22 protein-coding genes are annotated in these 25,167 nt (G+C 68.3%); 5 read left to right on the top strand and 17 right to left on the bottom strand.

What is annotated here, in order from left to right; translation table 11 throughout:
- The first annotated feature begins 423 nt into the window (after window positions 1–423).
- From ABZ459_RS23350 to ABZ459_RS23340, 3 genes are read left to right on the top strand one after another with little or no spacing between them, the layout of a single operon-like run.
- Complete coding sequence (locus ABZ459_RS23350) at window positions 424–1,119, top strand: DUF2637 domain-containing protein (RefSeq protein ID WP_357973652.1); 696 nt, start codon at window positions 424–426, stop codon at window positions 1,117–1,119.
- Entirely contained in the window at window positions 1,119–1,418 is a 300-nt protein-coding gene (locus ABZ459_RS23345) for a hypothetical protein (protein ID WP_357973649.1), read from the top strand. Before ABZ459_RS23350 ends, ABZ459_RS23345 begins: the two co-directional genes overlap by 1 nt.
- Window positions 1,415–3,586 carry a DUF3631 domain-containing protein gene (locus ABZ459_RS23340; protein ID WP_357973646.1) on the top strand — a complete coding sequence of 724 codons (2,172 nt, stop codon included), beginning with the start codon at window positions 1,415–1,417 and terminating at the stop codon, window positions 3,584–3,586. The genes ABZ459_RS23345 and ABZ459_RS23340 overlap by 4 nt, the downstream gene beginning before the upstream one ends.
- A 336-nt stretch (window positions 3,587–3,922) precedes the next feature.
- Here ABZ459_RS23340 and ABZ459_RS23335 read toward each other — a convergent pair whose 3' ends face one another.
- From ABZ459_RS23335 to ABZ459_RS23295, 9 genes are all read right to left on the bottom strand, one after another.
- The gene (locus ABZ459_RS23335; RefSeq protein WP_357973643.1) at window positions 3,923–4,783 is read right to left on the bottom strand and encodes a hypothetical protein; all 861 of its coding nucleotides are present in this window, start codon (window positions 4,781–4,783) and stop codon (window positions 3,923–3,925) included.
- A gap of 205 nt (window positions 4,784–4,988) precedes the next feature.
- Window positions 4,989–6,839 carry an NAD-dependent epimerase/dehydratase family protein gene (locus ABZ459_RS23330; RefSeq protein ID WP_357973640.1) on the bottom strand — a complete coding sequence of 617 codons (1,851 nt, stop codon included), beginning with the start codon at window positions 6,837–6,839 and terminating at the stop codon, window positions 4,989–4,991.
- 26 nt (window positions 6,840–6,865) lie between these two features.
- The gene (locus ABZ459_RS23325) at window positions 6,866–7,513 is read right to left on the bottom strand and encodes a histidine phosphatase family protein (protein WP_357973637.1); all 648 of its coding nucleotides are present in this window, start codon (window positions 7,511–7,513) and stop codon (window positions 6,866–6,868) included.
- The gene (locus tag ABZ459_RS23320) at window positions 7,510–8,253 is read right to left on the bottom strand and encodes a phosphotransferase (RefSeq protein WP_357973634.1); all 744 of its coding nucleotides are present in this window, start codon (window positions 8,251–8,253) and stop codon (window positions 7,510–7,512) included. Before ABZ459_RS23320 ends, ABZ459_RS23325 begins: the two co-directional genes overlap by 4 nt.
- Window positions 8,250–9,089, bottom strand: a complete 840-nt coding sequence (locus ABZ459_RS23315; protein WP_357973631.1) for a class I SAM-dependent methyltransferase — start codon at window positions 9,087–9,089, stop codon at window positions 8,250–8,252. The genes ABZ459_RS23320 and ABZ459_RS23315 overlap by 4 nt, the downstream gene beginning before the upstream one ends.
- Before the next feature lie 31 nt (window positions 9,090–9,120).
- Complete coding sequence (locus tag ABZ459_RS23310) at window positions 9,121–9,633, bottom strand: topology modulation protein (RefSeq protein ID WP_357973628.1); 513 nt, start codon at window positions 9,631–9,633, stop codon at window positions 9,121–9,123.
- A gap of 63 nt (window positions 9,634–9,696) precedes the next feature.
- On the bottom strand, window positions 9,697–10,752 hold the full coding sequence (locus ABZ459_RS23305; protein WP_357973625.1) for a hypothetical protein: 1,056 nt from the start codon (window positions 10,750–10,752) through the stop codon (window positions 9,697–9,699).
- On the bottom strand, window positions 10,749–12,455 hold the full coding sequence (locus ABZ459_RS23300) for a carbamoyltransferase C-terminal domain-containing protein (protein ID WP_357973622.1): 1,707 nt from the start codon (window positions 12,453–12,455) through the stop codon (window positions 10,749–10,751). Before ABZ459_RS23300 ends, ABZ459_RS23305 begins: the two co-directional genes overlap by 4 nt.
- A 5-nt stretch (window positions 12,456–12,460) precedes the next feature.
- Window positions 12,461–13,387, bottom strand: coding sequence for a thymidylate synthase (locus ABZ459_RS23295; RefSeq protein WP_357973619.1), 927 nt, complete (start codon window positions 13,385–13,387; stop codon window positions 12,461–12,463).
- Window positions 13,388–13,600: 213 nt separating this feature from the next.
- Here ABZ459_RS23295 and ABZ459_RS23290 point away from each other — a divergent pair, with 213 nt between their 5' ends.
- Together ABZ459_RS23290 and ribD are read left to right on the top strand one after the other, a co-directional pair.
- On the top strand, window positions 13,601–14,809 hold the full coding sequence (locus tag ABZ459_RS23290) for a hypothetical protein (protein WP_357973616.1): 1,209 nt from the start codon (window positions 13,601–13,603) through the stop codon (window positions 14,807–14,809).
- The gene (gene ribD, locus ABZ459_RS23285) at window positions 14,809–15,729 is read left to right on the top strand and encodes a bifunctional diaminohydroxyphosphoribosylaminopyrimidine deaminase/5-amino-6-(5-phosphoribosylamino)uracil reductase RibD (RefSeq protein ID WP_357973613.1); all 921 of its coding nucleotides are present in this window, start codon (window positions 14,809–14,811) and stop codon (window positions 15,727–15,729) included. The genes ABZ459_RS23290 and ribD overlap by 1 nt, the downstream gene beginning before the upstream one ends.
- A gap of 285 nt (window positions 15,730–16,014) precedes the next feature.
- Here ribD and ABZ459_RS23280 read toward each other — a convergent pair whose 3' ends face one another.
- From ABZ459_RS23280 to ABZ459_RS23245, 8 genes are all read right to left on the bottom strand, one after another.
- On the bottom strand, window positions 16,015–19,086 hold the full coding sequence (locus tag ABZ459_RS23280) for an HsdR family type I site-specific deoxyribonuclease (RefSeq protein ID WP_357973611.1): 3,072 nt from the start codon (window positions 19,084–19,086) through the stop codon (window positions 16,015–16,017).
- Window positions 19,087–19,089: 3 nt separating this feature from the next.
- Window positions 19,090–20,259, bottom strand: a complete 1,170-nt coding sequence (locus tag ABZ459_RS23275) for a restriction endonuclease subunit S (protein WP_357973608.1) — start codon at window positions 20,257–20,259, stop codon at window positions 19,090–19,092.
- Window positions 20,252–21,826: a class I SAM-dependent DNA methyltransferase gene (locus tag ABZ459_RS23270; protein WP_357973606.1), complete on the bottom strand. Its 1,575-nt coding sequence runs from the start codon at window positions 21,824–21,826 to the stop codon at window positions 20,252–20,254. Before ABZ459_RS23270 ends, ABZ459_RS23275 begins: the two co-directional genes overlap by 8 nt.
- A gap of 437 nt (window positions 21,827–22,263) precedes the next feature.
- A complete protein-coding gene (locus ABZ459_RS23265; protein WP_357973603.1) occupies window positions 22,264–22,770 on the bottom strand; it encodes a hypothetical protein in 507 nt (168 codons plus the stop codon).
- Window positions 22,771–23,137: 367 nt separating this feature from the next.
- Complete coding sequence (locus tag ABZ459_RS23260) at window positions 23,138–24,286, bottom strand: AAA family ATPase (protein WP_357973600.1); 1,149 nt, start codon at window positions 24,284–24,286, stop codon at window positions 23,138–23,140.
- Window positions 24,283–24,669 (bottom strand): hypothetical protein, encoded by a 387-nt coding sequence (locus ABZ459_RS23255; protein WP_357973598.1) that lies wholly within the window; start codon window positions 24,667–24,669, stop codon window positions 24,283–24,285. The genes ABZ459_RS23260 and ABZ459_RS23255 overlap by 4 nt, the downstream gene beginning before the upstream one ends.
- Window positions 24,659–24,880 carry a helix-turn-helix domain-containing protein gene (locus tag ABZ459_RS23250; protein ID WP_357973595.1) on the bottom strand — a complete coding sequence of 74 codons (222 nt, stop codon included), beginning with the start codon at window positions 24,878–24,880 and terminating at the stop codon, window positions 24,659–24,661. The genes ABZ459_RS23255 and ABZ459_RS23250 overlap by 11 nt, the downstream gene beginning before the upstream one ends.
- On the bottom strand, window positions 24,877–25,116 hold the full coding sequence (locus tag ABZ459_RS23245) for a helix-turn-helix domain-containing protein (RefSeq protein ID WP_357974229.1): 240 nt from the start codon (window positions 25,114–25,116) through the stop codon (window positions 24,877–24,879). Before ABZ459_RS23245 ends, ABZ459_RS23250 begins: the two co-directional genes overlap by 4 nt.
- Window positions 25,117–25,167 lie beyond the last annotated feature (51 nt).

The following is a 25,167-nucleotide window of genomic DNA, read 5'->3' as shown; positions in this document are numbered from 1 at the left end:
AGGGCGGAAGGGCGACTCGGCGTCGCTGCCCGTACGAGGTCCCAGTCTTCAGCGGTACGCGCCCCATCGGTCGGCGTGCCCAATCGGTCCGGGAACCGTCCAGTCGCATGTCTCACGAGATGACCCCGCTGGCCCGCGTGCCCAGCGGCAGTTAGGCGGCCGGGGGCCGGTGACTCTAACACCGGGCCCCGGCCTACGACCCAGCCACCTGACCAAACCAGGAGCCAGGCCATGAGCCATCACCCTTCCACACCCACGATCGGCGAGGAAGCGATTCCAGCCGACGACATGTCGTCGAAGCGCATCCGGCGTTCCTTCACCGCCCCTTTCCGCCGCCGTCGTCCGCGTGCCGTGCCGGTGGCTGAGCGCCCTTTGGACACTGGTGCGGGCCGTCTCGGAGATCGAGTCATCCTCGGTTTCGCGGTGGCCGTTCTGCTGGCTGTCGCCGGTGCGGCGGCCTACGTCTCGTACCACCACTTCTACGGCCTGGCCATCGCCCTGGGTGAGCGGCACGACATGGCCATCCTCTATCCGGCCATGTCCGACGGCGTGATCGTCATGGCGTCGTTGGTGATGGTCTACTGCTCGCGCCGCCGGATCCGTGTGCCGGTCCTCGCCTGGGTCTCCCTCACCCTGGGCGGCGCGGTGACCCTGGCAGCGAACGTGGCGCACGGCTGGTCCGGCGGGCTCGGATCACGCCTGGTCAGCGCTCTGGCGCCGCTGGCGTTCGCGGGTGCGTACGAGCTGCTGATGTGGATCGTCCGCAACACCCGCAGGCCGTCGGTCGAGGGCCCGGCGGAGGAGCACATGTGCCAGCCGATCGAGACCGTCGTGGAGGTGGAGCGTGAGGTGCCGGTCCTGCCCACCGACCGGTACGAGGCGGCGCGGCTGGCCTACCTCGACAGCCTCGGCGAGGGCAGGCAGCGCATCGGCCGCCGCCCGCTGATGAACCGGTGGGGGCTGGAGCAGCGCGAGGCGGAGGACATCATCGCCGAGGTGGACAAGGAGCGGGCACAGGCCGCCGAAGCCAAGGCGGCCGAGGCACCCGGTCCCGAGGCCGCTCTGCCATCGCTCAGCGGCGTGCAGCCGATCGGCGCGAGCCAGGCAGAGGCGGCGTGATGACGAGCTTCCTGATTCCCGCCATTGGCGTGTTCGTGTTCCTGCTGTGCGCGACCCGTGAGGCGGGCGCGGACGCCCGGAGTGCCGGGCAGATGTGGACGGCCATGCGGCGCGCCGGATGGGGCCGCACGGCCTTCATGGCGGTGCGTGTCTTGGTGGTGGTCGTGCTGCTCATCCTGGCTGATCTGTGCCGTCTGGCCGGGCACGCCGTCGTTGGGACGCGGGTCGTCGTCGAGGCGCTCGCCGTGCATACCGAGATCCTCGGCTCGCTGGTCACACGGACGGAGGTGCGGGCATGACTACCACGGAGGAAATGAGCGACGGCATGGTGGTCGCTCTCCAGGACGAGGACGTGCGCGTCGCCGCCGAGCCCATGCCTGAGAAGGCGGCCCGGGAGGCCCCGGAGCAGGGCGACAGCGTCCTTGAGGGGACCGTGGTTCTCGTCGATCAGGCGCACCGGCCCGAACCGACGGACCTGCTCGCCGAGCTGGCAGCGCGCCGCCAGGAGCGGCAGCCACTGGTCCCGCTGTGGTTGCGGTCGCGGGCGGATGCCTTGCAGGTGCTCAAGTGGCAGGCCGAGCACACCGGCTACGTGCTGGCCTACCACGCGCTGCGCACCCCGAAGTACGCCGCCAAGCTCGCGGGCCGCTCCCCGGCCGGCGCCTGGCGGCTGCTGGTGGCGCTGGTGCGGTGGCTATTCGACCTGGAAGGCCGCCCGGTGCGGCGGGCGGCGGCCACGATGGAGGAGGCCGCGGAGTACCTGGCACTGTCGCGGCAGCGTGACGACCGGGTCAAGGCGCGCCTGTGGACGCTTCTCGTCGGCGCGATCACGGCGGTCCTGGTCGGCATCTTCGCTGCGGTGGCCGCGCCCACCTGGGTGCACTGGGCGATCCTCGGCGTGCTCATCGCCGGGGCGGGCGTACTCGGAACGCCCGCCGATCAGCCGCTGCTGGACCGGGCGGTCGTCCCCACCCGGGTGCGCAAGCTGACCAGTGACCAGGTGCTGGACGCGCTCGGCTCGCTCGGCGTCTCGGCCATCAACCAGGCGCTCGGCAAGAACGGGCGCGGCATCACCTTCCCCGCCCCGATCATGCGCGATGGGCCGGGCTGGCGGGCCGAGGTCGATCTCCCGCTCGGCGTGACGGTGGCGGAGGTGTTGGACAAGCGCGACAAGCTCGCCTCCGGGCTGCGCCGCGCTCTGGGGTGCGTGTGGCCCGAGCCGGTCTCGGAGGAGCATCCCGGCCGTCTGGTGCTGTGGGTGGGCGATCAGGAGATGCGCAAAGCCCGGCAGCCCGCCTGGCCGCTGGCCAAGTCGGGGCAGGTCAGCCTGTTCGAGCCGGTCCCGTATGGCAACGACCAGCGCGGTCGGCCGATCTCGATCCTGCTGATGTTCGCCAACGTGCTGATCGGCTCGATGCCGCGCTACGGCAAGACGTTCGCGCTGCGGGTGCTGCTGCTGGCCTGCGCGCTGGACCCGCTGGCCGAGCTGCGGCTGTTCGAGCTCAAGGGCACCGGCGACCTGTCCGCGCTGGAGAAGGTGGCCCACCACTACGCCAAGGGCGCCACCGACTCCGCCAAGGCCGCCTGCGTCGCCTCGCTGGCCGAGGTGTACGCCGAGCTGGACCGGCGCGCCGAGGTCATCGACAGCCTGCCCCGCCACCAGACACCCGAGTTCAAGGTCACGCCCGAGCTGGCCGCGCGGCGCGACCTCGGCCTGCACCCGATGGTGGTGGCGATCGACGAGTGCCAGGAGCTGTTCGCCGACGACGAGTACGGCGAGGAGGCCGCCAAGTACGCCACCGCCATCATCAAGCGCGGCCCCGCCCTCGGGATCATCCTCATCCTGGCCACCCAACGCCCGGACAAGGACAGCCTGCCCAAGGCCATCAGCGCGAACGCGGGCATCCGGATCTGCCTGCGGGTGATGGGCTGGCAGGAGAACGACATGATCCTCGGCACCGGCATGCACCAGGCGGGGGTCAAGGCCACCATGTTCACCCTCAACGACAAAGGCATCTCCTGGGCCGTCGGCATCGCCGAGGACCCGGCCATCGTCCGCTCCGCCTACCTCGACGGCCCCACCTCCGAACTGATCGCCGAGCGCGCCCTCCTACTCCGCCAGGCGGCCGGGACGTTGTCGGGGCAGGCGGTCGGCCTCGACGGGCCGCAGCGGGTCTCCTACGACCTGCTGACCGACATCCTGACCGTGACCACGGCCAAGGAGCAGAAGGTCTGGAACAGCACGGTCGTGGACCGGCTGGCCGAACTCCGGCCGGACGCCTACGGCCAATGGGCGGAGCTGGAGGACGACGCCAAGACCGCCACACTGACCGCTCGGCTGAAGGAGTACGGCGTCCGGACGGAGGACACCTGGGGCCGTGACACCGCCGGCAAGGGCCGCAACCGCAAGGGCTTCACCCGGACCGATATCGCCGACGCGTTCGGCAAGCGGAAGGCCCAGCCCTAGCGCGCCGATCACCTCACCGGACGCCCCTGATGCCGCTTCCAGGGGCGTTCGCATGGGGCCGCTAGAACGCTAGGCCACAGGTCAAGACGGATGTTCTCCGCTAGCCAAGCCGCTAGATCTCGCGGCTGCACCCGCTAGAGCTGCGCGTTGGAAAGGTGGGTCCGCCGATCGAGCCTCTACTGAGTCGGAGGATCTAGTGAGGGTGTCGGGCATCGAAGGTGAAACTTCGTCGAGCTGATGGCTGCCACCGGAGGAGCGGCGGCTGGTCCTGGAGTACCTGACTGACGCCGCCGCCCGGCAGGTGTACGCGGTCCCCGTAGTAGGTGGCCAGCCAAGTCACGGCGCTTTCTTGACCGCGCCGGACGTGAACCACTGCACCAGCGCCACCGCGACGTGCAGCGCGGTCTGCGCAGACTCAAGCGTTACCGGGGCCGTGTTCGGGCCTGCGTGCCGGTCGCTCTGCCCGTGCCACACTAGCCGCAGCATTGCGAGCAGCGCATCTGCCGGAGCGGGCGTCCCCGACTGGTCGACCGCGATGGTCCACTTCGCAGCGGTGTCCTTGATGTGGTTGATCGCCTTCCCGAGCGTGGCCACCTGATCATTGGGGATGGTGTGAGGGATCACAACGGCCTCCACCGCCTTGACCGCCTCGCTGTACGCCCTTGTCGCGTCCGGGGCGAACCCGTAGGCCGCATCCCACGCCTGCCGTAGATGTGCGGACGCATCCGGCGGCGCCGCCTTCATCGCCGCGCGAGCGGCCTCGGTCACGGTCGCGTCCACGCGGCGGGTAAGCCCGCTGTAGTCGTCCTTCGGCTTCCACGCCGAGCCACCGTCCTCCAGCATCATGCGGAGCTCGACCAGCATCCCGGCCCACCGCTGGTTCGACTCCGGATCCGCACCCGGCTCGAACAGATAGTGGTTGAGGTCCATGGCGGCGTCGATGGCTTCCAGAAGGTCCTCGCCGTCGAGCATCACGAACTGGCGGCCGCCGTCACCGACGAAAACGTCTGTGCGGCGGAGTCGTAGCGGCAGCCTCGTTCCCAGGTCAGAGTAGACGTTGTGCCTCGCCCGCCCGAGCCAGGCGCGCAGCGGCTCAAGAAGGTAGTCGGGCGTTCCCTCGACCAAGGCGCGTTCGCCGGTCACGCCGGCCATGCGCTCGCGCAGCGGACGCCAAGAGGAGTTAGTGGCGGTTGACATGAAACAAGCGTAGGGCGGCGGGATGGCCCGCCGCGCGGGGATTTTCCGGCTCCCCGGTCACGGATTCAGTCCTTCTGCGATTAGGTGCCCGAGCTTTCGCTCATGGGACGGACTGTGGTACCTGACGTGGGTACCAGGCTGGACGGCGCGGGCAGCCTGAGTGTGATCGTGGGCTGGTCTGCCCGCGCCGTGGCTTCTGGTGCCGTCAGACGGCCTCCGCCGCGATGGGGGAAGGGCTTCGGCTGGAGGCCATCCAGTCGAGCTGCGTGGCCATGCCGGTGACCAAGTCGGTGGTCGGGGCCCAGCCGAGCAGCCGACGCGCTGACGTCACGTCGGCGCAGGTGACAGAGACATCCCCGCTACGTGCGCTGGTGGACCGGACGTTGACGGGCTGGCCGGTGAGCTGGTGGGCTCGTTCTACGACGTCGTTGAGACTGATGGTGCGGCCGGCCCCAACGTTGATCACGCTGTTGGGCAGGTAGACGGTGCCTGCCGCGATGGTCGCGTTGATGGCGTCGTCGATGTAGGTGAAGTCGCGGCGCTGCTTGCCGTCCCCGTAGATCTGGAGGGTCAGACCGGTTGAGGCTGCGGTCAGGAGACGCTGGACGAACATGTCCTCCCTCTGGCGCGGGCCGTAGACGGTGAAGTACCGCAAGGCCACCACGGTGGTGTCGCAGTCCGATCGGGCCGCGTGGGCGAGGCAGAGCTGTTCCTCCGCGAGCTTGGTCACCGCGTACGGGGAGGCGGGGCGCGGGTGATCGGTTTCGGCGCTGGGACGGTCGCCGTCGGGGGCGCCGTAGATGCTGGAGGAGGACGCGACGACGAGGCGCGGGATGCGCAGCCTCGTCACCGCGTGCATGAGCCGCTGGGTGGCCGAGATGTTGGAGGCGACGTAGTCGTCGAAGTCGGCTCCCCATGAGGGCTGGACGCCTGGGACGCCGGCCAGGTGGAAGACGACGTCGGCGTCGAGCAGCAGGGGTTCGATGGCACAGGTGCGCAGGTCGCCGGTGGCGAAAACGAAGCCTGGGTGAGTACGGAAGTCGGCCAGGTTGTGGGCGGCGCTGAGGTGCTTGCTGGGATCGCGGCGGTCCACACCGATCACGGTCACGCCTCGCGCGAGCAATGCCTGGCACAGGTGGGAGCCGATGAAACCGGCGGCGCCGGTGACGACGGCTCGCCGGGGAAGTGACACGCGGGGTTCGTGGGCGGCGGCTGGCGTGGGCATAGGGGTCCTCTGAGGTGGTTGGTGGATGCTGGCGATGAGTGTGCGGCCGTGGGTCAGGAGTTCCGCGTTGTTCGCTTCGTGGCCTCGTACCAGTGCGGTCACCGCCTCCAGGAGGCGGAAGCGTTCGAGGAGCTGGTGTTCGGTGGAATCGAGTGGGCGGCCGTAGCCGTCGAAGAAGGCCGTGCGGAGGTGCTGCGCCGGACGCCAGTAGCGGTGTTCGAGGCGGGCGAAGTCGCGGATGCGGGCGTCGAGGCGGGTGTGCTCGAAATCGACGATGCCGACCCGTCCCGCGTCTCTGACGATCCAGTTGCGTGGCTGGTAGTCCAGGTGGCACACCGTGGTCTCGAGTGTCTCTGCGGCCATCTCGTCCGCCCAGGAGTGCAGGACGTGAAGGTCGGAGGAGGTGATGAGGGCCGCCAGGTGCGCGCGGGCGGCCCACCAGCGCATGCGCTCAGCGAGGTAGGCAGGTACGTCGTTCGCGGTGTGCGGGCCGGGCGAGGCTTGGTGGAGGAGACGCAGGACGTGGCCCGCGTCGCGGTGTGCCCGACGTTCGGCGGGGGAGTCCTCGGGGAGCTGCGTGGCGCGTTGCCCGGGGATGGCGGTCAGTAGCAGGGAAAGGGTGTCGGGGTCGGCGTGGATGAGGTCTGGAGCGTGTTCCTTCAGGGCGGGGACCCAGGTGGAGTAGGCGCGGACTTCGGCATGGAACCGGTCGGGCGCCTGGTGGTGCTTGAGGATGTAGCGCTGCCTGTCCTTCGTGGTGAGGACCTGGAGGTGTGAGGGCAGGTCGAGGCGCGGAAGCGGCGTGACGGGCCCCAGGTGCCGGCGGGCCATGGCCAACAGTTCGGGGTCGGTGCCGCTCACGAGGTGGCCGGCGTGGTCAGGTGGGCGGTGTCGTTGTGGCGCAGCAGCATCCACCGCTCGTCGCCGAACCGGTTGCGGTGGAGCTGCCAGTGGGTGATCGAGGCGTGGTCGAGGGTGAAGCTGGTCATCAGGCCGGGGCGGAGGTCGAGTAGGAGGGTGTGCGCGGCGAGCACGGTTTCGCCGTGTGCTACGAACAGGACGCGGTCGCCTTCGTGGTGGCGGATGAGGTCGGCGAGGACTGCGCCGGCGAGCTTGAGGTAGCCGTTCCAGGTGTCGGAGCCCGGTGCCCAGGGCTGATCGGGATGAGTGTGCGGGCCGCCGCGGAAGGCGGTCTTGACCTCGTGCCACGGCTTGCCGTCGGCCTCGCCGTGGACGGGGCCGTCCAGAGGGTTGCTGATGAGCAGCGGCAGGCCGAGGGCGTCGGCCAGGATACGGCCGCTCTCGCGGAGCCGCAGGCGGGGTCCGGCGTACACGTGGGTGAACGGTTCGGCGTCATGGTGGATGCAGAGGCGGGCAGCGGTCAGGGCCATCTGCCGTCGGCCGAGGTCGGTCAGCCCGGTGCAGGTACGCGGGCCGCCGACGACGCCGTCCACATTGCATTGCGCCTCGCCGTGGCGGGTGAAGATGAGTTCGGTGGAGATCACGTCAGGTCCTCTGGTCGGGGGCGGACGGTCGGCCATGGATGCCGGTAACCGCTTCTGCCGAGGTAGGGCAGGGTGAGCAGGTGGTGCAGCTCGGCGTGACCGAGGAACCGGCCGATGGGGACTGCGGGTAGGCCCGCGTCGATGAGCGGCTGGTTGTAGCAGGCCAGGGACGTCGTGAAGGTCGCGGGTGGGAGAGGCCCGTACGTCATGGCCAAGGTGACCAGCAGCTTGGCGAGGTCGTAGCCGAACGGCGCCAGGGTGAGGTCGTCGAGATCCACCATGACGGGCCCATCAGCGGTGATGAGGACATTGCGCAGGTTGGTGTCCTTGTAGAAGGCGACCGGGGTGGCCGGGCTGGCGGCGAGGAGCGATTGGGCGGCGGTCATCTGGTGGGCGTTGACCAACCCGGCGGCGCGGTGCCTGCGTAGAGCTTCGATGCGGGGCGAGACGAAGTCGGGCAGCTCACGGCCATCGGCCAGTGGGTGTGCGGTGGTGAGGAGCGCACGGTGCAGATCGCCCTTCCATGCGGCGGCGTGGGCACGGCCGAGGGCGGTGGCCACGGCCGGGGCGTCGGTGAACCGGGCGTGGCGGCCTTCGATCGAGGCGAAGTCGATGCCGTCCGCGCGCACGGTCCTGATGGCGGGGAGTCGGAGCGGGCCTGCATATTCGTTGAGCCATGCGTGGTGGGCGATGGTCTGTTCGAGGGCTTCCCGGGTGGCGTACGGCTTGCTGAAGGTCATGGCGCGTCACCCCGCCTGGCGATCAGGTAAGTGATGGTGGAGGCGGCCACGACCGGGGCGTCGATCACGCGGGAGCGCAGTGCCGTGGCGATCGCGTCCGGGTCGGTGGCCATGGCGGACGGCAGCTCGTACTTGGGCGTGGTGGCAAGGTAGGCGGCGACGTGGTCCAGCCCGGCGAAGGCGAACCGGTGTTCCTCGTGCTCCACGTGCACGATCGGGAGGATCGGCGCGGTGAGAGCCGCCAGGTTGCCGCTGTGCGCGGTCCCGTACAGGCTCGGCCTTCGGGTCGCGCCGGCGTCTATGCCTGCGGCGGCGACCAGGTGATCGAGGGTCCGGTAGCTGTCGGCCGACTTGGTGACCATGATGGCGATGCCGCCCTCGACGAGAACGCGGGCGATTTCGGCGATGACGGGGCGCGGGTCGGGTGCGTGGTAGAGGCAGAACGCGGCCACCACCATCGTGCAGGTGGCGTCTCCGAGGGGCAGATGGTGGAAGTCGGCGCGGAGGTAGGTGACCCTCGTCGAGGAGTCTGCGACGCGAGCACGGGCGGCCGTGAGCATCGCCTGTGAGGTGTCGATGGCCAGTAGGCGGCGCGGCCGGAGGCGCTCGGCCAGGATTCGGCTACTGGTGCCGCGGCCACAGCCCAGGTCCGCAACGATCGCCTGCCGGGGTTCGGCCAGGTGATCGGCGGCCAGGTCGGCGATGACCTCGGCGACCGCCCGTCCCTGGATCTTCGCCTGGTGCAAGGCCGAGGTACGGGCAGCCAGGCGTGACTCCTCCTGGTACAGGCCCGAGGCGGTGGCCGGGTGGGTGAAGGCGTTTCCGGACGGCGTCATGGGCGCCACCCGCCCACACCTCCACGAGGGGTCAGCGGCCGGCGGCCACCTGCTCCAGCCAGCGGCGCGTTCTGGCGCGGCTGGTCAGGAAAACCACCTGCTTGTCCGCGGTGAGTTCGTGGATCTTCGCCAGCACCTTGGGCCGCATGCGCCGCCGGTAGGTGGCCACGTAGGTGATCACGCCCCAGTGGATGCGGTTGTAGACGCCGGAGGTGTGCTGGCCGGCGCCGTGCCGGAGTTGGCGGGAGATGATTCCCCACAGGGCGGCCCAGGTGGGCACGTCCATCATCACCACGGTGTCGCACGCTTCCAGCCGGACGTGCAGCGAGGAGTTGTAGTTGCCGTCGATGACCCAGCGCGGTGCCGCGATCAGCTCCCGTTGGGCCGCCTCGAACTTCTCCGGCGGCAGCGGGTTCCACTCGTCGTCGTAGTAGACCGCGTCGAGATGCGTGACCGGCGCATCGAGCAGACGGCCGAGTTCGCGGGCCACGTGGGATTTGCCGCTTCCGCCGGACCCGACGATGGCCACCCGGTTCATCTGCATGGTGCTCCACGATAGTAGAAACGGGCCTGGTCAGAGCGGCAATGGCGAGATGGCAGGTTGCGCTCATCGGCACCTCCAGGCGGTGTGAGGGCGCAGGAAGTCGAAGGCGGCCAAGATGTCCTCCACCATCCGGAGTTGGTGGCTGAGCCGGAACACGTTGAGCTTGGCCAGACACGCTGAGATCAGGTCGGCGTGAGCGGCGGTGCCGGCGATGGACAGCAGCCGATGCACCGCGGCGAGCACCTCATGACCGTCGTTGACGATCAGCTCGTCTGGCACGAATCGGTGGACGCAGGCGATGTCGGACGGTGCCAGGGGCAGGCACCCGGCCAGAACTGCCTCGAAGATCCGCTGCGTCATTTGACCCACGGCCGCGTACCGCTCCGGGAGCAGCAGGACCGTCGCCAGGCTCTCGCCGTACATCCGGCCCACTTCGTTGAAGGGGACCCTCCCGAGGAAGGTCACCTTGGGCCAGCGGCCGATGGTGGGCCACTTCCCGGCCACCTGGTGGGGCAGGCGGGCGGCGGCCGGGGCGAAGTAGTGGTCGAACGCCTGGTCGCGGTCGTACTGGTTGCCGATGTAGGCCAACGGGATGGGGCGCGACTGCGCGGCGAGTACCCCCGGGGCGGCCTCGTCCAGGAGAGCATCGTCCAGAGGGAACAGCAGCGGGCGAGACCCGAGGGAGGGGAGCAGCGCAGCCTCACAGACCACCACGCCGTGGCGTCGGCGCAGGGGGTGGTCCAGCGGGATCTTCCGATCCTTGTCCCAGACGATCGTGGGCGTGCCGCGAGAATACGTGTAGTGGTCGAGCAGGTCCGCCTGTCGATGAAGATCGCAGGTGTGCCCAGGTGTGTCGCAGGCAGTCGTGTTGCGGCCGGGGATAGGCCAGCGCCACTCGGCGAAGAGAACGTCGATCTGAGGCAGGCCGACATCGAACGCGTACCGGTCGGCGATGTGATCCCCGGCCTCGACCAGGTCACGGTTCCGTTGGAGGAAGACCACCTCGTGGCCGGCGGCGCGGATGGCGTCGATGAAGGGGCGTCGATGGCTCCGCCCACCGTCCGGAGTGTCGGTGATGCCGGGCCCCAGAAAACCCCAGAAGCTGTAGCCGATCCTCATCGGGTGATCCACCTGTCTTCCAGGAGCAGGGAGTCCAGGCCGGTGCCCGCCAGGCACTTGAGCGCCATGACCGGTGTGCCGCAGATGGGCTTGCCCTTGACGTTCAGTGAGGTGTTGATCAGGACGGGGATGCCGGTACGGCCGGCGAAGGCGGTCAGTACGGCGTGCATGAAGGGGTTGCCGTCCTCGGTGATGGTCTGGACGCGAGCGGTGCCGTTGACATGCACGATGGCGGGAATCCGCCGGCGGGCAAGCTCGGTCACGCCCGAGGCCATCGACATGAACGGCGACTCCTGGCCGAGGGTGAAGTAGTCGGCGGCGTGCTCGGCCGTGACCATGGGCGCGAACGGGCGGAAGGGCTCGCGGAACTTCACGGTGTCGTTCAGCCGCGCGACCACGTCCGGGATCAGCGGCGAGGCCAGGATCGACCGGTTCCCGAGCGCGCGAGGCCCGGCCTCGACCCGCCCCCGGAACAGGCCGACGATCTGACCGTCAGCCAGCCGCTCCGCCAAGAACGCGGCGACATCGCCGTCGATCCGGTGCTCCGTGAACCCTGTAACCTCTGGCATCTGGCCGGGAAAGGCGGGGCCGAGATAGCACGCGCCCGCGACGCCGGTCAGAGGGCTTGTCCCGCTCTCCAGGTGGACGGCGGCGGCTGCGCCGATCGCCGTACCCGCGTCGCCTGGAGCCGGAGGCACGAACACCTCGGCGAAGAGGCCCGACTCCACGATCTTGCCGACGGACACGCAGTTGGTGGCGACACCACCGCCGAGGCACAACCGCTTCATCCCGGTACGTGTCCTGGCCAGACCAGCCAGATGCAGCATTACCTGCTCGGTCCGCTCCTGAAGCGCGACGGCCAGGTCCCGATGGACTTGGCCGATCGGGGCATTCCCGGCGCGGCGTGGACAGGTCTCGGCAGCGAAGCGGGGTGTCAGCCTGGCGAAGGACGACGACAGCACCCGGGGCGCGAAGTAGGCCGGGTTGAGGGAGAATCCGGTCGGCGTGACGGGGATCATGTCGGCGAAGAGAGCGCGGAACCGGGCCGGTTCACCCAGCGCGGCCAGCGCCATCACGGTCCCCTCCTCGTCGCCCCGGCGCCAGCCCAGGTGCTCGGTGACAGCGCCGTAGGCGTAGCCGAGTGAGGCCGGGTCGGCCAGCTCGTAGAGGGAGCGCAAGGCCGGTCGGCCGGGCTGTAGCTGACGTCCGAGCGCAATGGTGGTGGTCTGGGCCTCACCGAGGCTGTCCACGACCAGGACGGCCGCGCTCTCCCAGCCCGAGGCGGCGAAGGCGTACATCTGGTGGGTGCGGTGGTGAAGGAGCGGACGGATACGAGCATGGGGGAAGCGGCGCCTCAACCCGTGGACGCGGCGAACGGTGCGAAACCCCACCTTGGCGAAGCTGGCCGCGCGCCTTGCCGCGAATCCACGAGTGGCGGCGTCCAGAATCAGGCCGAAGGCTGCTGGAACCGCCTTGAAGTAGTGGAGGCCGTGGAAGTTGTACGCGACAGCGTTCACCTCCTCGGGGCTGATGCCCGCCTCGGACAGCAGCCAGGCGACCGCCCGCTCGGGGTAAGCGCGGGTGTGCTTGACCCCGGACAGGCGTTCCTCCTCGACAAATCCGATCAGCTCGCCATCGACGAGCAGGGCTGCGGCCGAGTCGTGCGTGAAGGAGCACAAGCCGAGGACGACATGGGGAGGCATAGAGATCACCGGCTCTTCAGAACGGCGTACCAGGCGCACAGGCCCTCCCCGAGGAGGCCGCCGACGTCCTCGGCGCTGCGTACGGCGGCGTCGCGGTCGCCGCGTTTCCACTGCTGGTAGCTGGCCAGCACGGCGGCCATGATGTCCCAGCCGGGATGATCGACTGTCCGGCCGGACCGGACATCGGCCAGCAGGGCGTCGAACCCCTCCCACGGCGTCTCCAGGGAGGGCAGCTTGCCGAGCGTGGAGACCGCCGTATCGAGGACGGCGACCGCCTTGTCCACGTCGCGTTCGTACACGTGGAGCGAGTCCACGTGGTGGTGGTACTCGCCCAGCTCGGCACCCAGCCAGCCGGCCATCAGCTCGTGCAGGGTGGTGGCCGCGAAGATGTCGTAGGGCAGGCCGGTCCACAGATCCTGGCTGCGCATGGTGGTCGCCATGTGCAGGCGACCGCGGCGGAGGTGGAAACGGTACCCCAGAGTGCAGGGCACGTCCCGATGCCCGCCGGCGTCACGGGCCGGGTCGTAGAGCTGGATGACGGCCCGTCTCGAATCCGGGTCGCCCTGAAGTGTGGACAGCGCCAGGGCGAGCTGATCGACCGAGCCGTCCCAGCAGCGCATACGCGGCCCGTAGGCGCCGCGCAGGATGCCGTCGTCCTCGGCGTACTGCCGGAGCCGGCCGTTGAACTCATAGATCCACGGCGCATCGGACCCCGACAGGATCCAGACGGTCTCGGCGACGGCGAACGCGGTGTTCAGCACGCGACCAGGCGGAGCATGCAGCAGCCGTGCGCGAGGCTCTTCGAGCAGTAGGCGCACGTCCAGCAGCTCGCGGGTGTCCATGCCCCGAGGGCTGACCTTGTCACCGTCGATGGTCAGGCGCACCGCGCTGGCGAACAGCTCGTTGAGCGTGCCGCCGGTAATGGTCGTCACTGGTGTCACCTTCCTGGCCTGCCTCGGCGGGCAGGCGTCGGGCGATCGTTCTGTTCTCGGATGACGCGGTCTGCCCGGGACCGGACTCCGGTGCCGGACAGGCACAGAACCATCACAGCCTGGTGGGACACCCGGGCGGCAGGGGAGACTAGGGGAAGCATGAGGAAGGCTTTCCGCCCCTTTCCCTCCCTCTCTGCGGCGAGGTGCATACGGATGGACGATCAAGCGCTGCCCGAGTGGGCGATAAGGCTCCGCCAGGCCAGGCTGGAGCGGTTGCTCAGCCTCAAGGGCCTTGCCCGGCTGATGCGGCAGGCCGCCGGGGATGACTTGCCGCTGCCCAAGACCGCGAGCTTGTGCCGGAACATCCGCTTCTGGGAAAAGGGCGCCTACCAGCCCAACGCCATCTACCGGGTGCTGCTCTGCAAGGCCCTCGACCTGACTGAGGCCGAGCTGTTCGGAGGCGAGGCCCCGAAGCCGGTCACGTCGCTCCGGCGCCGTGCACCGCTCTCGACACCTGGCAAAGAGCAGTACGGCGACGTCCTCGACCACCTGCGCGAGCAGTGGCATCTACTCGTCCAACGCGACAACCTGCTCGGCCCTCGCCATACCGTTCCGGCCGTCTGCGAGCAGATCACCGTCCTGGAGGATCTGCTGGTGCCTGCTCGTGGACACGATCGCGTCCAGGTCCTCAACCTCGCGGCCCGCTACGCCGAGTCGGCGGCGTGGCTGTACGAGGACGCCGGAGACGTCGAGCAGGCCGAGCGCTGGACCGACCGCGCGTCCATGTGGGCTTATGAGATCGGCGACGACGAGATGATCGCGTGGACAATGTTCCGCGGCAGTCAGCAGGCCATGGGTAGACGCCGGGCCGGTGATGTCCTCGGCCTGGCCGCCTCTGCGCTCCGGCAGTCCGGCCACCTGCCGGCACCGATGCGTGCGGCGATCGTGCAGCAGCAGGCCCAAGGCCACGCCCTCGACGGCGAGGAACGGGCCTGCCACCGGCTACTGGACCAGGCCCGCGAACTCGCGTCGCCGGTCAACGACGATGGAGACGCCCGAAGCGGACACGGGTCGTTCTGCACGCCCGCCTACGTCGAGATGCAGCGCGCCCGCTGCTGGCTGGAGCTCAAGAAGCCGCAGCGCGCGGTCGCCACCTTCGAGCACGCGCTGCCCGCCCTCCCGTCGGTGTACCGCCGGGACCGCGGCGTGGCCCTGGCGGGATTGGCCTCTGCCTACGCCGGACAGGGTGACCCCGAACAGGCGGCCACGACGGCCGCCGAGGCGCTCGACATCGCCCGCGCCGCCGGCTCGGTGAGAATCATCAACGTGCTGACCTCAGTCGAACGCTCGCTGGCCGCCCATCGGCGCCTCCCCGCCGTGGCCGCCTTCCGGCTGGCCCTAGCCGAGGCGGTGGCCAACTGATGGCCTCCAACCTCGAACTCCAGGCCATGCGGCGCGCCATCGCGCTATCGGCCCACGGCCTCGCCTCCACCAGCCCCAACCCCCCGGTCGGCTGCGTGATCCTGGACGCCGCCGGCCAACCTGTCGGCGAGGGCTACCACGCCCGCAAGGGCGAAGCCCATGCCGAGGGGAATGCTCTGCTGGCCGCCGGGGCAGCGGCGAAGGGCGGAACGGCCGTGGTCACCCTGGAGCCCTGCAACCACGTGGGACACGCGCCCGCCTGTCGGCAACTCCTCATCGACGCCGGGATCGCCCGCGTGGTCATCGCCGTCATCGACCCCACCTCGCGGGGCGATGGTGGGGTGGCCGAGTTGCGCAAGGCGGGCGTGAGCGTGGAGACCGACGTGCTCGCCGAGGAGGCGATGCTCGTACTCGGCCAGTGGAACACTGCCCTGGCACTCGGCCGGCCCGTGGTCACCTGGCTCTACACCGAGACCGCCGCGGGCCGGACGAGCGCGCTCAAGCGCATCCCGTCCTCGCACGAGTCGCTACTTGCCGCCGACGTCGTTCTGAGCGCCGATGGCCGCCTTGAGGAAGCGATTCCGCAGAGCCACGGCCCCGGCATGATTCGTCTCCCGGGCAATCCCCTCCGGCTCGGACAGCACGAACTGCTGAAGGCACTTCACGCGGGCGGAGTCCGGCGTCTCCTCCTCGACGGCGGACTGGACCTTGCCGCACCTTTCCTGGCCGCCGATCTCGTAGATCACATCGTCACCTACCTACCCGACCCTGGATCGTCCGCCCGCTCATGGACCGGTGACCAAGATCTGATGCCGGACGGCTTCCATATCACTGGCATCGTCCGCGTAGCCCGCTACGTCAAGGTGAGCGCCACCAGAAACGACGGAGAGAGGCAAGATCACCTCCCCCTGCCCAGGTAGCTCACACAGCGCTTACGGCCGCCCTGAACGGGCTCAGAGCCATACGCCGCGCATCGGGTGTCACGCTACTTATCGGCCGCCCGGACGTACCCGTGAACGACGGGAGACTTGTCCCGGCCGGCGGCCATGCCGCGCGATGGCGGAGACTGAGACGCCGGGGGCGGGAAGCGCTGGGGCCATCCGAACAGAAGCGAGCGGAAGATCGGTTGCGCCAGCGCCATGGATCATGGCCCGAGCAGCGCGGCGAGGCCCGACAGTCGCCACAGGTTGCCGGGCCTTCGTTCGTCAGTCGACTAGATAGTGGGCTTCGATGTAGGCGACGGTGGAGTCATACGGCTCTCCCACCGGCTTCAGCAGGTACTTGCGGAAGACCGCGGCGGTGGCGCGACGGACGCCGCGGTTACGGGCGTCGGCGTTGTCCCATGACCGGGCAAGGGTGCGGGTGACCACTTGGTCGATCTCCTCGGCCAGGTTCCTTTCCGTAATGGTGAGGCCGGGAGGTGCGTGGTCGTGGATGATCCGCGACAGGACGCCCACGTGGTCGTCGTCCAGCACGACCGCTTCATCGGGGTGCTTTCCAGCGTTCACGATGGCGCGAGCAATCCGGAGCGCCTCGGACAGGAACTCCAGGGCGTCCTGTGAGTTCTGGATGATCCGGTCCCGCAGCTGCTTGATCCGCTCTGCGAGGGCGGTGTACTTCGCGGAGCCCGGTTCGACGCCCTTTTCGAGGGCGGCCTTGATGTGGTCCAAGATCTCCGCTGCGGACGGCGGCCTTTTGTCCTCGCCGTCCCTGCCGGGCTTGGGCCGGACAAGGGCCATCAGTTCCTTGAGGATGGCGATGCCCTGCGCGTCCAGGACAAGGGCTTCCTCTCGGGTGGCGACCACGGAGAAGGAGTGGACGTGGGCGTTGATGATCTCCAGGACCATCGGTCCCAGCTCACCCAGTCGCTCCTTCCTCTCCTCGTCGGAGGACTTCTTGAACAGGGTCGTGTACACGGACCCGAACAGCCCGAAACCGTCCCGGTACTTGGCCACCCGCTTGTCGGTGCTGATGAGCGGGTACAGGCGGGCCAGCAGCCGGTAGTCCTTGCTGAACACTTCGGCGGTGCCAGGGTTGGCGTCCAGGAAGGCGTTGATGGCCCGTACGGACTCGTATCCGTGGACCGTGAGGTCCAGGCCGTCCACGTCCACGAGAAGGTCTTCGATGCGGGCGAAGGTGGTGCGGAACTCGGCGACGAGCTCGGACAGGTCGGTGACGAACCCCCCGCCCTTACCGGTGCCCGGCGAGGTGGGATCGACGACGGCCCGCTGCACCTCTTCGGCCAGCCCGATGTAGTCCACGATCACGCCGGAGGTCTTTACGAACCCGGTCGGGGACACCCAGGTACGGTTCGGGCGGGTGATCGTCTGGAAGAGGGTGTGGGCCTTCAGCGGCTTGTCCAGGTAGAGGACGCCCTCGTTGGGGGCGTCGAACCCGGTCATCAGCTTCGCGGTCACCACCAGAAAGCACAGCGGGTCGTCCGGGGTGAGGAACCGCCGCTTCTGCTCCTCTTCCTCGGCCTCCGACAGGCGGAACGGGCGCATGGCGGGGTCTTCGTCCTTGGCGTCCGAGACGGAGATGTTCACCTCGGCGGTGATCCGGCTATGCTTGCCGACCTCGGCGAGCACCTGTGACGCCTCGAAGCCTGCCAGCAGCTCGTTGATCTTGTCTGTGTAGGCCACGGCCAGCTCGCGATTGTAGGCGACGACCTGGGCCTTGAGGCCGTTGCGGTAGGCGCCGGCCAAGTAGTGGTCCACGATGTCCTGGCAGACCGCGTGGATGCGGTCGGGGTTGGCGAACACCGAGGTGAGGCGCCCGAACTTGCGGGACAGGAGCTCACGGTCGGGATCGTCGAGGTCGAAGTCGTCGGCGAACTGGTCGAATTCAGCCTGCAACGCCTGGTCGTCTAAATCGAAGGCAACCGGGTGCGGGTCCAGCATGACCGGAACGGTGGCCCCGTCCAGCAGAGACCGGGACACTGAGTACCGGTGCAGCACCCTGCCCGGGTCGGTCTCTTCGCCGAAGAGGGCGAAGGTGTCGGTGGCGAGGTTCCTGACGGGGGTGCCGGTCATGCCGAAGAACTTCGCGCGCGGTAACGCTGCGCGCATCTGCCCGGCCAGGGACTTCGCCTTGTCGGACTGGGTGCGGTGTGCCTCGTCGACCAGCACGATGATGTTGTCCCGGGTCGACAGGTTCTTGCCGGCGTCGGCGAACTTGTGGACGGTCGTGGAGATGACGCCGCGCACGTCGTCGGCCAGCAGGGCACGCAGCTCCTGGCTGGTGGCGGGTTGGTGGAAGTAGGCGCTCCCCATGGCGGAGGTGAACACCCCGGAGGTCTGGCGGACGAGTTGGGTCCGGTCCGAGAGCAGGATGATCGTGGGTGATTCGGTGCGGGTGTCGGCCAGCAGCAGTGAGGCGGCGAACACCATCAGCAACGTCTTCCCGCTGCCTTGGTGGTGCCAGATCAGACCCTTCTGGCCGCCAGCTAGGACTCGCTCGTGGATGAGGTGGGCGGCTTCCATCTGTGGGTAGCGGGGCAGGTACTTCGTGTCCACCCCGCCCCCGGAGGTGTCGAACAAGGCGAAGTTCGCCAGCATGTCTAGGACGGTGGCCGGGTTGAGCAGCAGTTCGACGGAGCGCTGTACGTCGGCCTGCCCGGACAGGTTCTCGTCGTCGGCAGTGGACCGGAAGGGCTGCCACAGGTTCGTGGGGGCGCCGGCGGCACCGAACCGCAGCTTCAGCCCGTCGGAGGCGACGGCGAAGACGTTGGGGGTGAAGAACCACGGGTACTCGGCGGCGTAGACGTCGTTGATCTCGCGGGCGGCGTCCGCCCAACCTGAATTCGCGGTCGGCGACTTCACCTCAACCACCACCAGGGGCAGGCCATTGACCCAGTACACGAGGTCGAACCGGCGGGAGGTCTTGCCGGGGACAGTGATGGTCACCTCGTCCGACACGACCAGCGTGTTGGCGGTCGGGTGCTCGAAGTCGATGACCTTCAGGGTGTGCCACACGCCGTCGGCGTCCCGGAACTCCTTGTGCCCGCGCAGCAGGCGCAGCACCTGCTCGTTGGCCCGCACGAGTCCGCCTTCGACGGCGTTGACCGTGGCGACGATCTCCTCGACCACCGCATCCACGTCGAAGCCGCCGATCACGCCAGGGTTGAGCCGGACGATGGCGTCCCTCAATAAGCTGGCCACCACCGTCTGTGTCGTCTCACGCGGCAGCGACCTGCCCGCAGTGAAGGCCCAGCCCATGGGGAGGGACCACTGGATCATCAGGTTCTGGAACTCACGCTCCCGAATCCCCTTTGCCACGGCTCAGACCTCCACTTCGGCGGACTCAATCTCGATGGTGCGATCCACCAACCCCCTCAGCAGCCCCGCCCGGGTTGTACGAAGGCTGGCAGCCTCAGCCGACAGCACACGAGATTGGGCTCGGAGCGCGCCTAGCACAGCCCCGAGGGACTGGTTTTCCGCCCAACTCCAAGGCACCTTCGTCGAACGGATCAGGCCCATATTTAACGAAGGGACAGCGCCCGGTCGGACCAGGCCCGAGAGCGCGAAGCTTTCCATGACCGCCAACAGATACTCCGAATTTGTTCCTTCCCGGGGCGTAATAATGAGGTGGTTCTCATCCAGCGCTCCGGGGGCGTCCATGATCCGCTTCTTCTCGGTGAGAACTGCCGCCCCCACCCTAGGGAATGTCACCGCGCCAGCCTCGACCACAACACCGCCAAGTTCAGCCACCTCCGAGGAGGTAAGCCGCGTATCAGCAAGGGTGTAGCCGAACTCGTTTCCCGGACGGGTCATATCGGCGATCTTGTACCAAGGAATGTCGCCCGTTTTCTTGCCCTGGAACTCCTTCGGCAGCCCTTTCCCCTGCGAAACAGCCCCCAGGCTTCCGAGGGGAACCTGCCCGATATCGGCAGACCTTCCGACCAGGCCCGTACGGACTTTCATGATGGCCTCGACCTCGGCGTCGAGTGCGGTGATCTGGGCGTCCACTGCGACGAGGATCTCGACGATCCTCGCTTGTACCTCGCGGGGCGGGATCGGGAGTTCGATCTGCAAGAGTTGCTCTGGGTTGAGGCGCTTACGCCGTTGAACTGTCCCGCTCACCCGGTTCTTCATCTCTGCCCACAATAGCGGTGAGCGGCAGACGTGCCTCATCCAGTCGGGCACCAGTTCTGGGCCAAGCGTAAATGTCGGGAATTCGTTGCTGACGACGAATCCGTCGAACTCGGCAGGTACTACGGTGATCGGGCCTTCCCACGCGGTCAGCTTTCGCATCACGACCTGGTCGACGCGCAGCACGTTCATTGCTGAGTACTCTGTGTCTCCGCCGTCGAGTTCCCCTTTAGCGACAAGCCCCTGTCCTGCGTTCAGGACCCCGGCTAGACGGTAGGTGGTTGCCGGCATCATTGGGATGCGCTGGATGTCGAGGCGCATCACCTCTCCGAGCGGACGAAGCGGATAGCCGTCACTCATCGAAGCCCTCGATCCCTGCGGCGGCGAGGACGGCGAGCATGCGCTGTTCGGTCTTCTGGCGCTCGGCGCGGGCGATGTTGTAGGCGTCGATGAGGGTGCCAAGGTCCTCCTGCTTGGCGGCGGCCTGCTTGATGTACCGCCCGATGTTGAGGTCGTACCCGTTCGCCGCGATCTCTGCGGTGGGAACAAATCGCGCCGCGAGTCCGCCTTCTCCGTCGGGGTCCACCGGGTTGCCTTCGGCGTCCATCTTGGAGTGGTAGGCGGTCACGATGTCGGCGATGTCGGCGTCGGTGAGGATGTTGCGGTTCTTGGCCTTGGTGAACCGCTTGGAGGCGTCGATGAACAGCACGCCGCCCTGCCGCTCCGGGTCCTTGGTGCCAGGTGCGCGAAACACCAAGATCGCCGTGGGGATGGTGGTGCTGTAGAAGAGGTTGGCAGGCAGGCCGATGACTGCTTCGAGCAGGTCGTCGTCCAGGACGCGCTGGCGGATGGCGGCTTCCTGGCCACCTCGGAAGAGGACGCCATGCGGCAGGACGACGCCGGCGCGTCCCTTCTTCGGGCCCATGCTGGCGATCATGTGCTGCACGAACGCCCAGTCCGCCGTTGACGGTGGGGCGACCCTGCCGAGGGTGCGCGGGTCATTGGTCCAGGGCTTCCACTTGAGGCTGTAGGGGGGGTTGGCGACGATCACGTCGAACTGCGCGACGGACCCGTCCGGCTTCTTGAAGCGTGGGTCCTTCAGGGTGTCGCCGACCTCGACCTTGAACTGGGTGAGGTTGTGCATGAAGAGGTTCATGCGGGCCACACCCGCAGTGTCCGGTACGGCCTCCTGCCCGTACAACTTGAGGGTGTAGCCACGCCCGCCGTGGGCCTTCAGGAGATTCGCGGAGGCGATGAGCATGCCGCCCGATCCGCAGGTCGGGTCGTACACCGACTCGTAGCTTTTGGGGTCCAGGACCTCGACGATCAGCTCGACGACCTCGCGCGGCGTGAAGAACTGGCCGGCTCGGGTGCCGGACCCGTCGGAGAACCGCTTCAGCAGGTACTCGTACGCGCCACCGAGGACGTCGTGGGACATGTTGCCCTCGTGCATCTTCGGGGTGCGGTCCATCGTCTGCATTACCGCCGCCAGCACCTCCCCCGGCAGCACCTCTTCGGAGGTCCAGGTCATGGACCCGAACAGGCGGGAGAACTTGTCAGGGTTGGCCGTCTCGATGGCCTGCAGGGAGGCGCGGACGCGCTGGCCGAGGCCGGGCTGGGTGATGGTGGCGAGGATGTACGTCCAGGAGGCGCGACGCTGCTGGACGGTACCGGGGTAGATGAACGGGATCTCGAACGACTGGTAGTCGCGGTACTCGATCTCGTGGGCTTCCTCGGCGGACAGGTCGTCCAGGCCCTCGTTGTCGGCCAGGAACTGCTCGTGCTGGTGCTCCCAGGTGTCCGACAGGTACTTCCAGAACATCAGCGGGAAGATGACGGAGGCGTACTGCGCCTCGGGCATCGCCACGCGCAGTTCGTCGGCGGCATCCCACAAGCGGTTCTCGATCTCCTGCTGGGTCACTGCCATAGGTTGGGGGTGTCCTTGCTCGTCAGAGGTGGCGACCTGAAGGCCGTAGGGCTCCTACTGGTGCCCAGTTTCGGGCGCGCCCGCCATGGAACAGCGGGCGCCGTACGTCCCTGCACGGGCGATCCAATTACGATAGCCCTCCCCAGTGCTCCGGACTTCGGCCAACATCCCAAACCGCCGACGCATCCAGCCGAGGCCAGACACCTGCGATCGGCTGAGCCTGCCCCCGTAGCGCGGCGGGAGGCAGGCTGCTTCTCGTGAACGGCCAAGTCTCCGAGTGGTGGCCCGGTGTAGCTGTGGGAGGTCTGAGCCGCTACGGGCGACATGCGGCCAGAAGATGTTGCAGGGGTCCCGATCAGGCTGCGTTGCAGATCACAGCCCGGGACCTCCGCTCGCGCGCGTGCGCGTAGGCGCCTCGCAAAAGTCCGAGAGGGTGGTCAGATCCTCTCCTGCTTTTCTGCCTGCCGTCGGGCCTTCGACATCGCGACCCGCGCCCGGATGTTCTCGATGATCGCTTGGTCGGGGATCACCTGCACCGGCCCGCCCTGTGGACCGGACACTTCGACCGCCTTCACCGGGCGCCATTCCTCCGGGTGCATACGCGCGAGCAGTTCGAGGGCGACTCGCCCGTTCGGAGGTGTCCATGTCCGCTCCTCCGCCCCGTCGGGCCGGACGACTTCCCGAATGAGCGCACCGCCCTTGGCGTCGGCGAAGGCGGCCGACACGAGGACATCCGCGGCACGCGCGCGTGCGCGCGTAAGGGCCTCCCGAAACTCCCGGTATTCGAGGGGCGCGTCCTCTTCCTCCCCGCGGGCCATCCATCTGTGGACGGTGGATCGGCCCACGCCGCACAGGTCGGCGGCGGTGCCGAGGAAGTGGCCCGCCTCAAGGTGCCGGCACAGCTCGTCACGCAGTTCCGGGGTGAGCTTGGAGGGGCGGCCCATTACTCGCACTCCTGACGGCGAGCGGCCAGCAGTCGGCGAGCGTGAGCAGCGCCCCGGTGGGCGGTGCCTGGATCGGCCGCGTCTCGCGTACGTGGGACGGGCAGGGCCGGGCGTGCAGCGGTGGGGCGCAGCCCGTACCTCATGAGGATGGTGACGGCGTCGGCAGCCTTCCGCTCCGAGTCAGGCAGGCCCCACTCGGCCAGGAGGAGAGCCAGGGCGTGCTGGGCGCCTGTGATGGTGGCGGCCATCGCGGTGGTCAAGACGAGAACCTCCGTACTGTGTGATCCGGTGAAGCGGGGCGGCAGACTGCCAGGCTGCCAACGTCCGTAGATGTAGAGGGAAATGGCAATCTGGCAGTCTGCCGAGGTCAGGCGTCTGACCTGTTGGCATCCTGAGGGAGGGAGAGCCACCATTCGCGCTTGCGGTTGTGGCCGGTGGGCATCTGCTCGGCGATGACGCCGAGGGCCCGACGCGCCCGGTGGAGGGTGCGCTGGCTTATACCGTGCGCCTGCGTGGCCTCGTCCTCGATCTCCCGTGTGGGGACCTTCTGGCCGCCTGCCAGACGGGCCTTCAGGAACTCGACCGCCGTCATCTTCTCCTGGCGCTCCTCGCCGCTCAGCGATTGGCCGAGGATCTCCGAGACGCTGCGATCCGTCTCGCCCTTGAAGACGAGGCGGCCCACGCCCGTGGGGCCTTTGCGGGTTTCGATCTCCACCTGTTCGATGGCGTAGGCCAGGGACGGCAAGGCGTCCTCACCGCCGAGCGAGTTCTTGCTCTGGGTCATCACTCGCGTGCCGTCGTCAGGGTCCCGGGCGAATCCGAACACCGCGCGGGCGACGTTCTTGAAGGCGCCAGAGCCTGTGATCAGCGAGGAGGCGTCGGTCCCGCTGCTCTTGTTGAAGTGTGCGATCCCGAGGAGGACTGCGCCGGTCTTGTCGGCGACACGAGCAAGTGGATCCAGCGCCTTGCGGACGTCGCGTTCCTTGTGGGTGTCGATCCCGCCCCCGATCAACGACATGAGGGGGTCCAGGACGACGAGGGCGGCGTCGTGCTCGGCGATGACTTCGCGCAGTTCCTCGTTGTCGCGAGGCAGGCTGACCGTACCGTGGACGCCCTCCGCCTCGACCGCCTCGACTCGATACACGAGGTCCAGGTCTGCTCCTGCCGCGATCAGGCGGGGGACGAGGGTGTGCGCCCACGAGTCCTCGACCGCGACATAGAGCACCGATCGCGGGGTGCCGTAGAACGTTCCGGGGAGAGTCCCGCGGGTGATGCAGGCCGCGAGCCAGATACCGAAGGAACTCTTGCCTGTGCCTTCACGGCCAGCGACAACAGTGAGCGCGCCAGCCGGAATGCGATGAGCGTCCCCGTCGCGCCATGCCCAGTCCAGAAGTTCGGGTTCGATCAGCGAGGCACGGGTGACGTGAAGTCGCCGAGGCTTCGCCGGTTCGGGATCCCCGAGAATGGCAGCCCGTACGGCGTCTCCAGCGCCCAGTTCTGCCGGAGTCATGCTCATGCCACACCTCGCTCGTGACGGCGCGGGCGGTCACCCGGCCGGCCCTGGCGGAACCGTTCACGCGGCCCGTCCCACCGGACGAGTTCGAGTTCGCGGTAGGACGGCATGTCGGCAGTGGCACGAACCTTGCGGGCGATAGCGGCCCAGTAGACGGCCATGTCGTTCTCGGCGCGGCCGTATCCAGTCTCCTCGCCGGCGGTGAAACCGAGGAGGTACCCCTGCCGGAAGGCGTCACGCTCCCGCTGGTGCTGTTCCTCCAGGTCGCTGAGCAGGCGGCGAAGCTCGTCGACGGGTACGCTGGGGTGATCGGGGCTGCTGAAGGCTGCCGAACTCTGGGGGCGCTCCTTGTGGCGAGGGGCGCCTCTCTCTATGTCACGCTGCACTGCTGATGACCTCGACTTCGATCTCAGGGGCGTTGAGCAGGGCCTGACCGCGTAGCCAGGCGACCGGAACGCGGTGGATCGCCCCGACCTTGGTGGCAGGGATCTGCCCCTCCCCGATGGCCTTCCGGATGGTGCGCTCGTCGGCACGCAGAATGCGACCGACCTCGGGCACGGTGGCGAACAGCTTGTCGCCGAGTTCCTCGATCGTCATGCGCCCTCTCCCTTCTTGCTTGTGCCGGTCAGCCATGTCTCCACCTCCGGCCGGTGGTACCGGACCAGGCGTGGCCCGACGCGGTGAGGCCGAGGACCGATGCCGTTGCGTGCCCATCGGCGGACCGTGCTGAGGGATACGCGGGCGAGACAGGCCAATTCGGCCGAGGTAAGCCAGTCCTCCGAGCGTTGTGCTCCGAGGTGACAGGTCTTAGGGAAGTTGTCATGCACGATCATGATGATGCAGAGCCGCTTGCGGGATGTCAACTTGGGCCATATTGTGCTTGT

Origin of the sequence: Nonomuraea sp. NPDC005692 (assembly GCF_040631115.1) — a bacterium.
Lineage (GTDB): Bacteria > Actinomycetota > Actinomycetes > Streptosporangiales > Streptosporangiaceae > Nonomuraea.
This window is presented reverse-complemented; position numbering and strand designations above follow the sequence as displayed.

Excerpts from the sequence above, each read along its gene's own strand:
- ABZ459_RS23305 (WP_357973625.1), bottom strand. The coding sequence starts at position 10,752 with ATGAGGATCGGCTACAGCTTCTGGGGTTTTCTGGGGCCCGGCATCACC.
- ABZ459_RS23245 (WP_357974229.1), bottom strand. The coding sequence starts at position 25,116 with ATGATCGTGCATGACAACTTCCCTAAGACCTGTCACCTCGGAGCACAA.
- ABZ459_RS23260 (WP_357973600.1), bottom strand. The coding sequence starts at position 24,286 with ATGAGCATGACTCCGGCAGAACTGGGCGCTGGAGACGCCGTACGGGCT.
- ABZ459_RS23315 (WP_357973631.1), bottom strand. The coding sequence starts at position 9,089 with ATGACGCCGTCCGGAAACGCCTTCACCCACCCGGCCACCGCCTCGGGC.
- ABZ459_RS23310 (WP_357973628.1), bottom strand. The coding sequence starts at position 9,633 with ATGCAGATGAACCGGGTGGCCATCGTCGGGTCCGGCGGAAGCGGCAAA.
- ABZ459_RS23290 (WP_357973616.1), top strand. The coding sequence starts at position 13,601 with ATGGACGATCAAGCGCTGCCCGAGTGGGCGATAAGGCTCCGCCAGGCC.
- ABZ459_RS23300 (WP_357973622.1), bottom strand. The coding sequence starts at position 12,455 with ATGCCTCCCCATGTCGTCCTCGGCTTGTGCTCCTTCACGCACGACTCG.
- ribD (WP_357973613.1), top strand. The coding sequence starts at position 14,809 with ATGGCCTCCAACCTCGAACTCCAGGCCATGCGGCGCGCCATCGCGCTA.
- ABZ459_RS23340 (WP_357973646.1), top strand. The coding sequence starts at position 1,415 with ATGACTACCACGGAGGAAATGAGCGACGGCATGGTGGTCGCTCTCCAG.
- ABZ459_RS23330 (WP_357973640.1), bottom strand. The coding sequence starts at position 6,839 with ATGGCCCGCCGGCACCTGGGGCCCGTCACGCCGCTTCCGCGCCTCGAC.
- ABZ459_RS23275 (WP_357973608.1), bottom strand. The coding sequence starts at position 20,259 with ATGAGTGACGGCTATCCGCTTCGTCCGCTCGGAGAGGTGATGCGCCTC.
- ABZ459_RS23250 (WP_357973595.1), bottom strand. The coding sequence starts at position 24,880 with ATGACGATCGAGGAACTCGGCGACAAGCTGTTCGCCACCGTGCCCGAG.
- ABZ459_RS23265 (WP_357973603.1), bottom strand. The coding sequence starts at position 22,770 with ATGGGCCGCCCCTCCAAGCTCACCCCGGAACTGCGTGACGAGCTGTGC.
- ABZ459_RS23270 (WP_357973606.1), bottom strand. The coding sequence starts at position 21,826 with ATGGCAGTGACCCAGCAGGAGATCGAGAACCGCTTGTGGGATGCCGCC.
- ABZ459_RS23335 (WP_357973643.1), bottom strand. The coding sequence starts at position 4,783 with ATGTCAACCGCCACTAACTCCTCTTGGCGTCCGCTGCGCGAGCGCATG.
- ABZ459_RS23345 (WP_357973649.1), top strand. The coding sequence starts at position 1,119 with ATGACGAGCTTCCTGATTCCCGCCATTGGCGTGTTCGTGTTCCTGCTG.
- ABZ459_RS23320 (WP_357973634.1), bottom strand. The coding sequence starts at position 8,253 with ATGACCTTCAGCAAGCCGTACGCCACCCGGGAAGCCCTCGAACAGACC.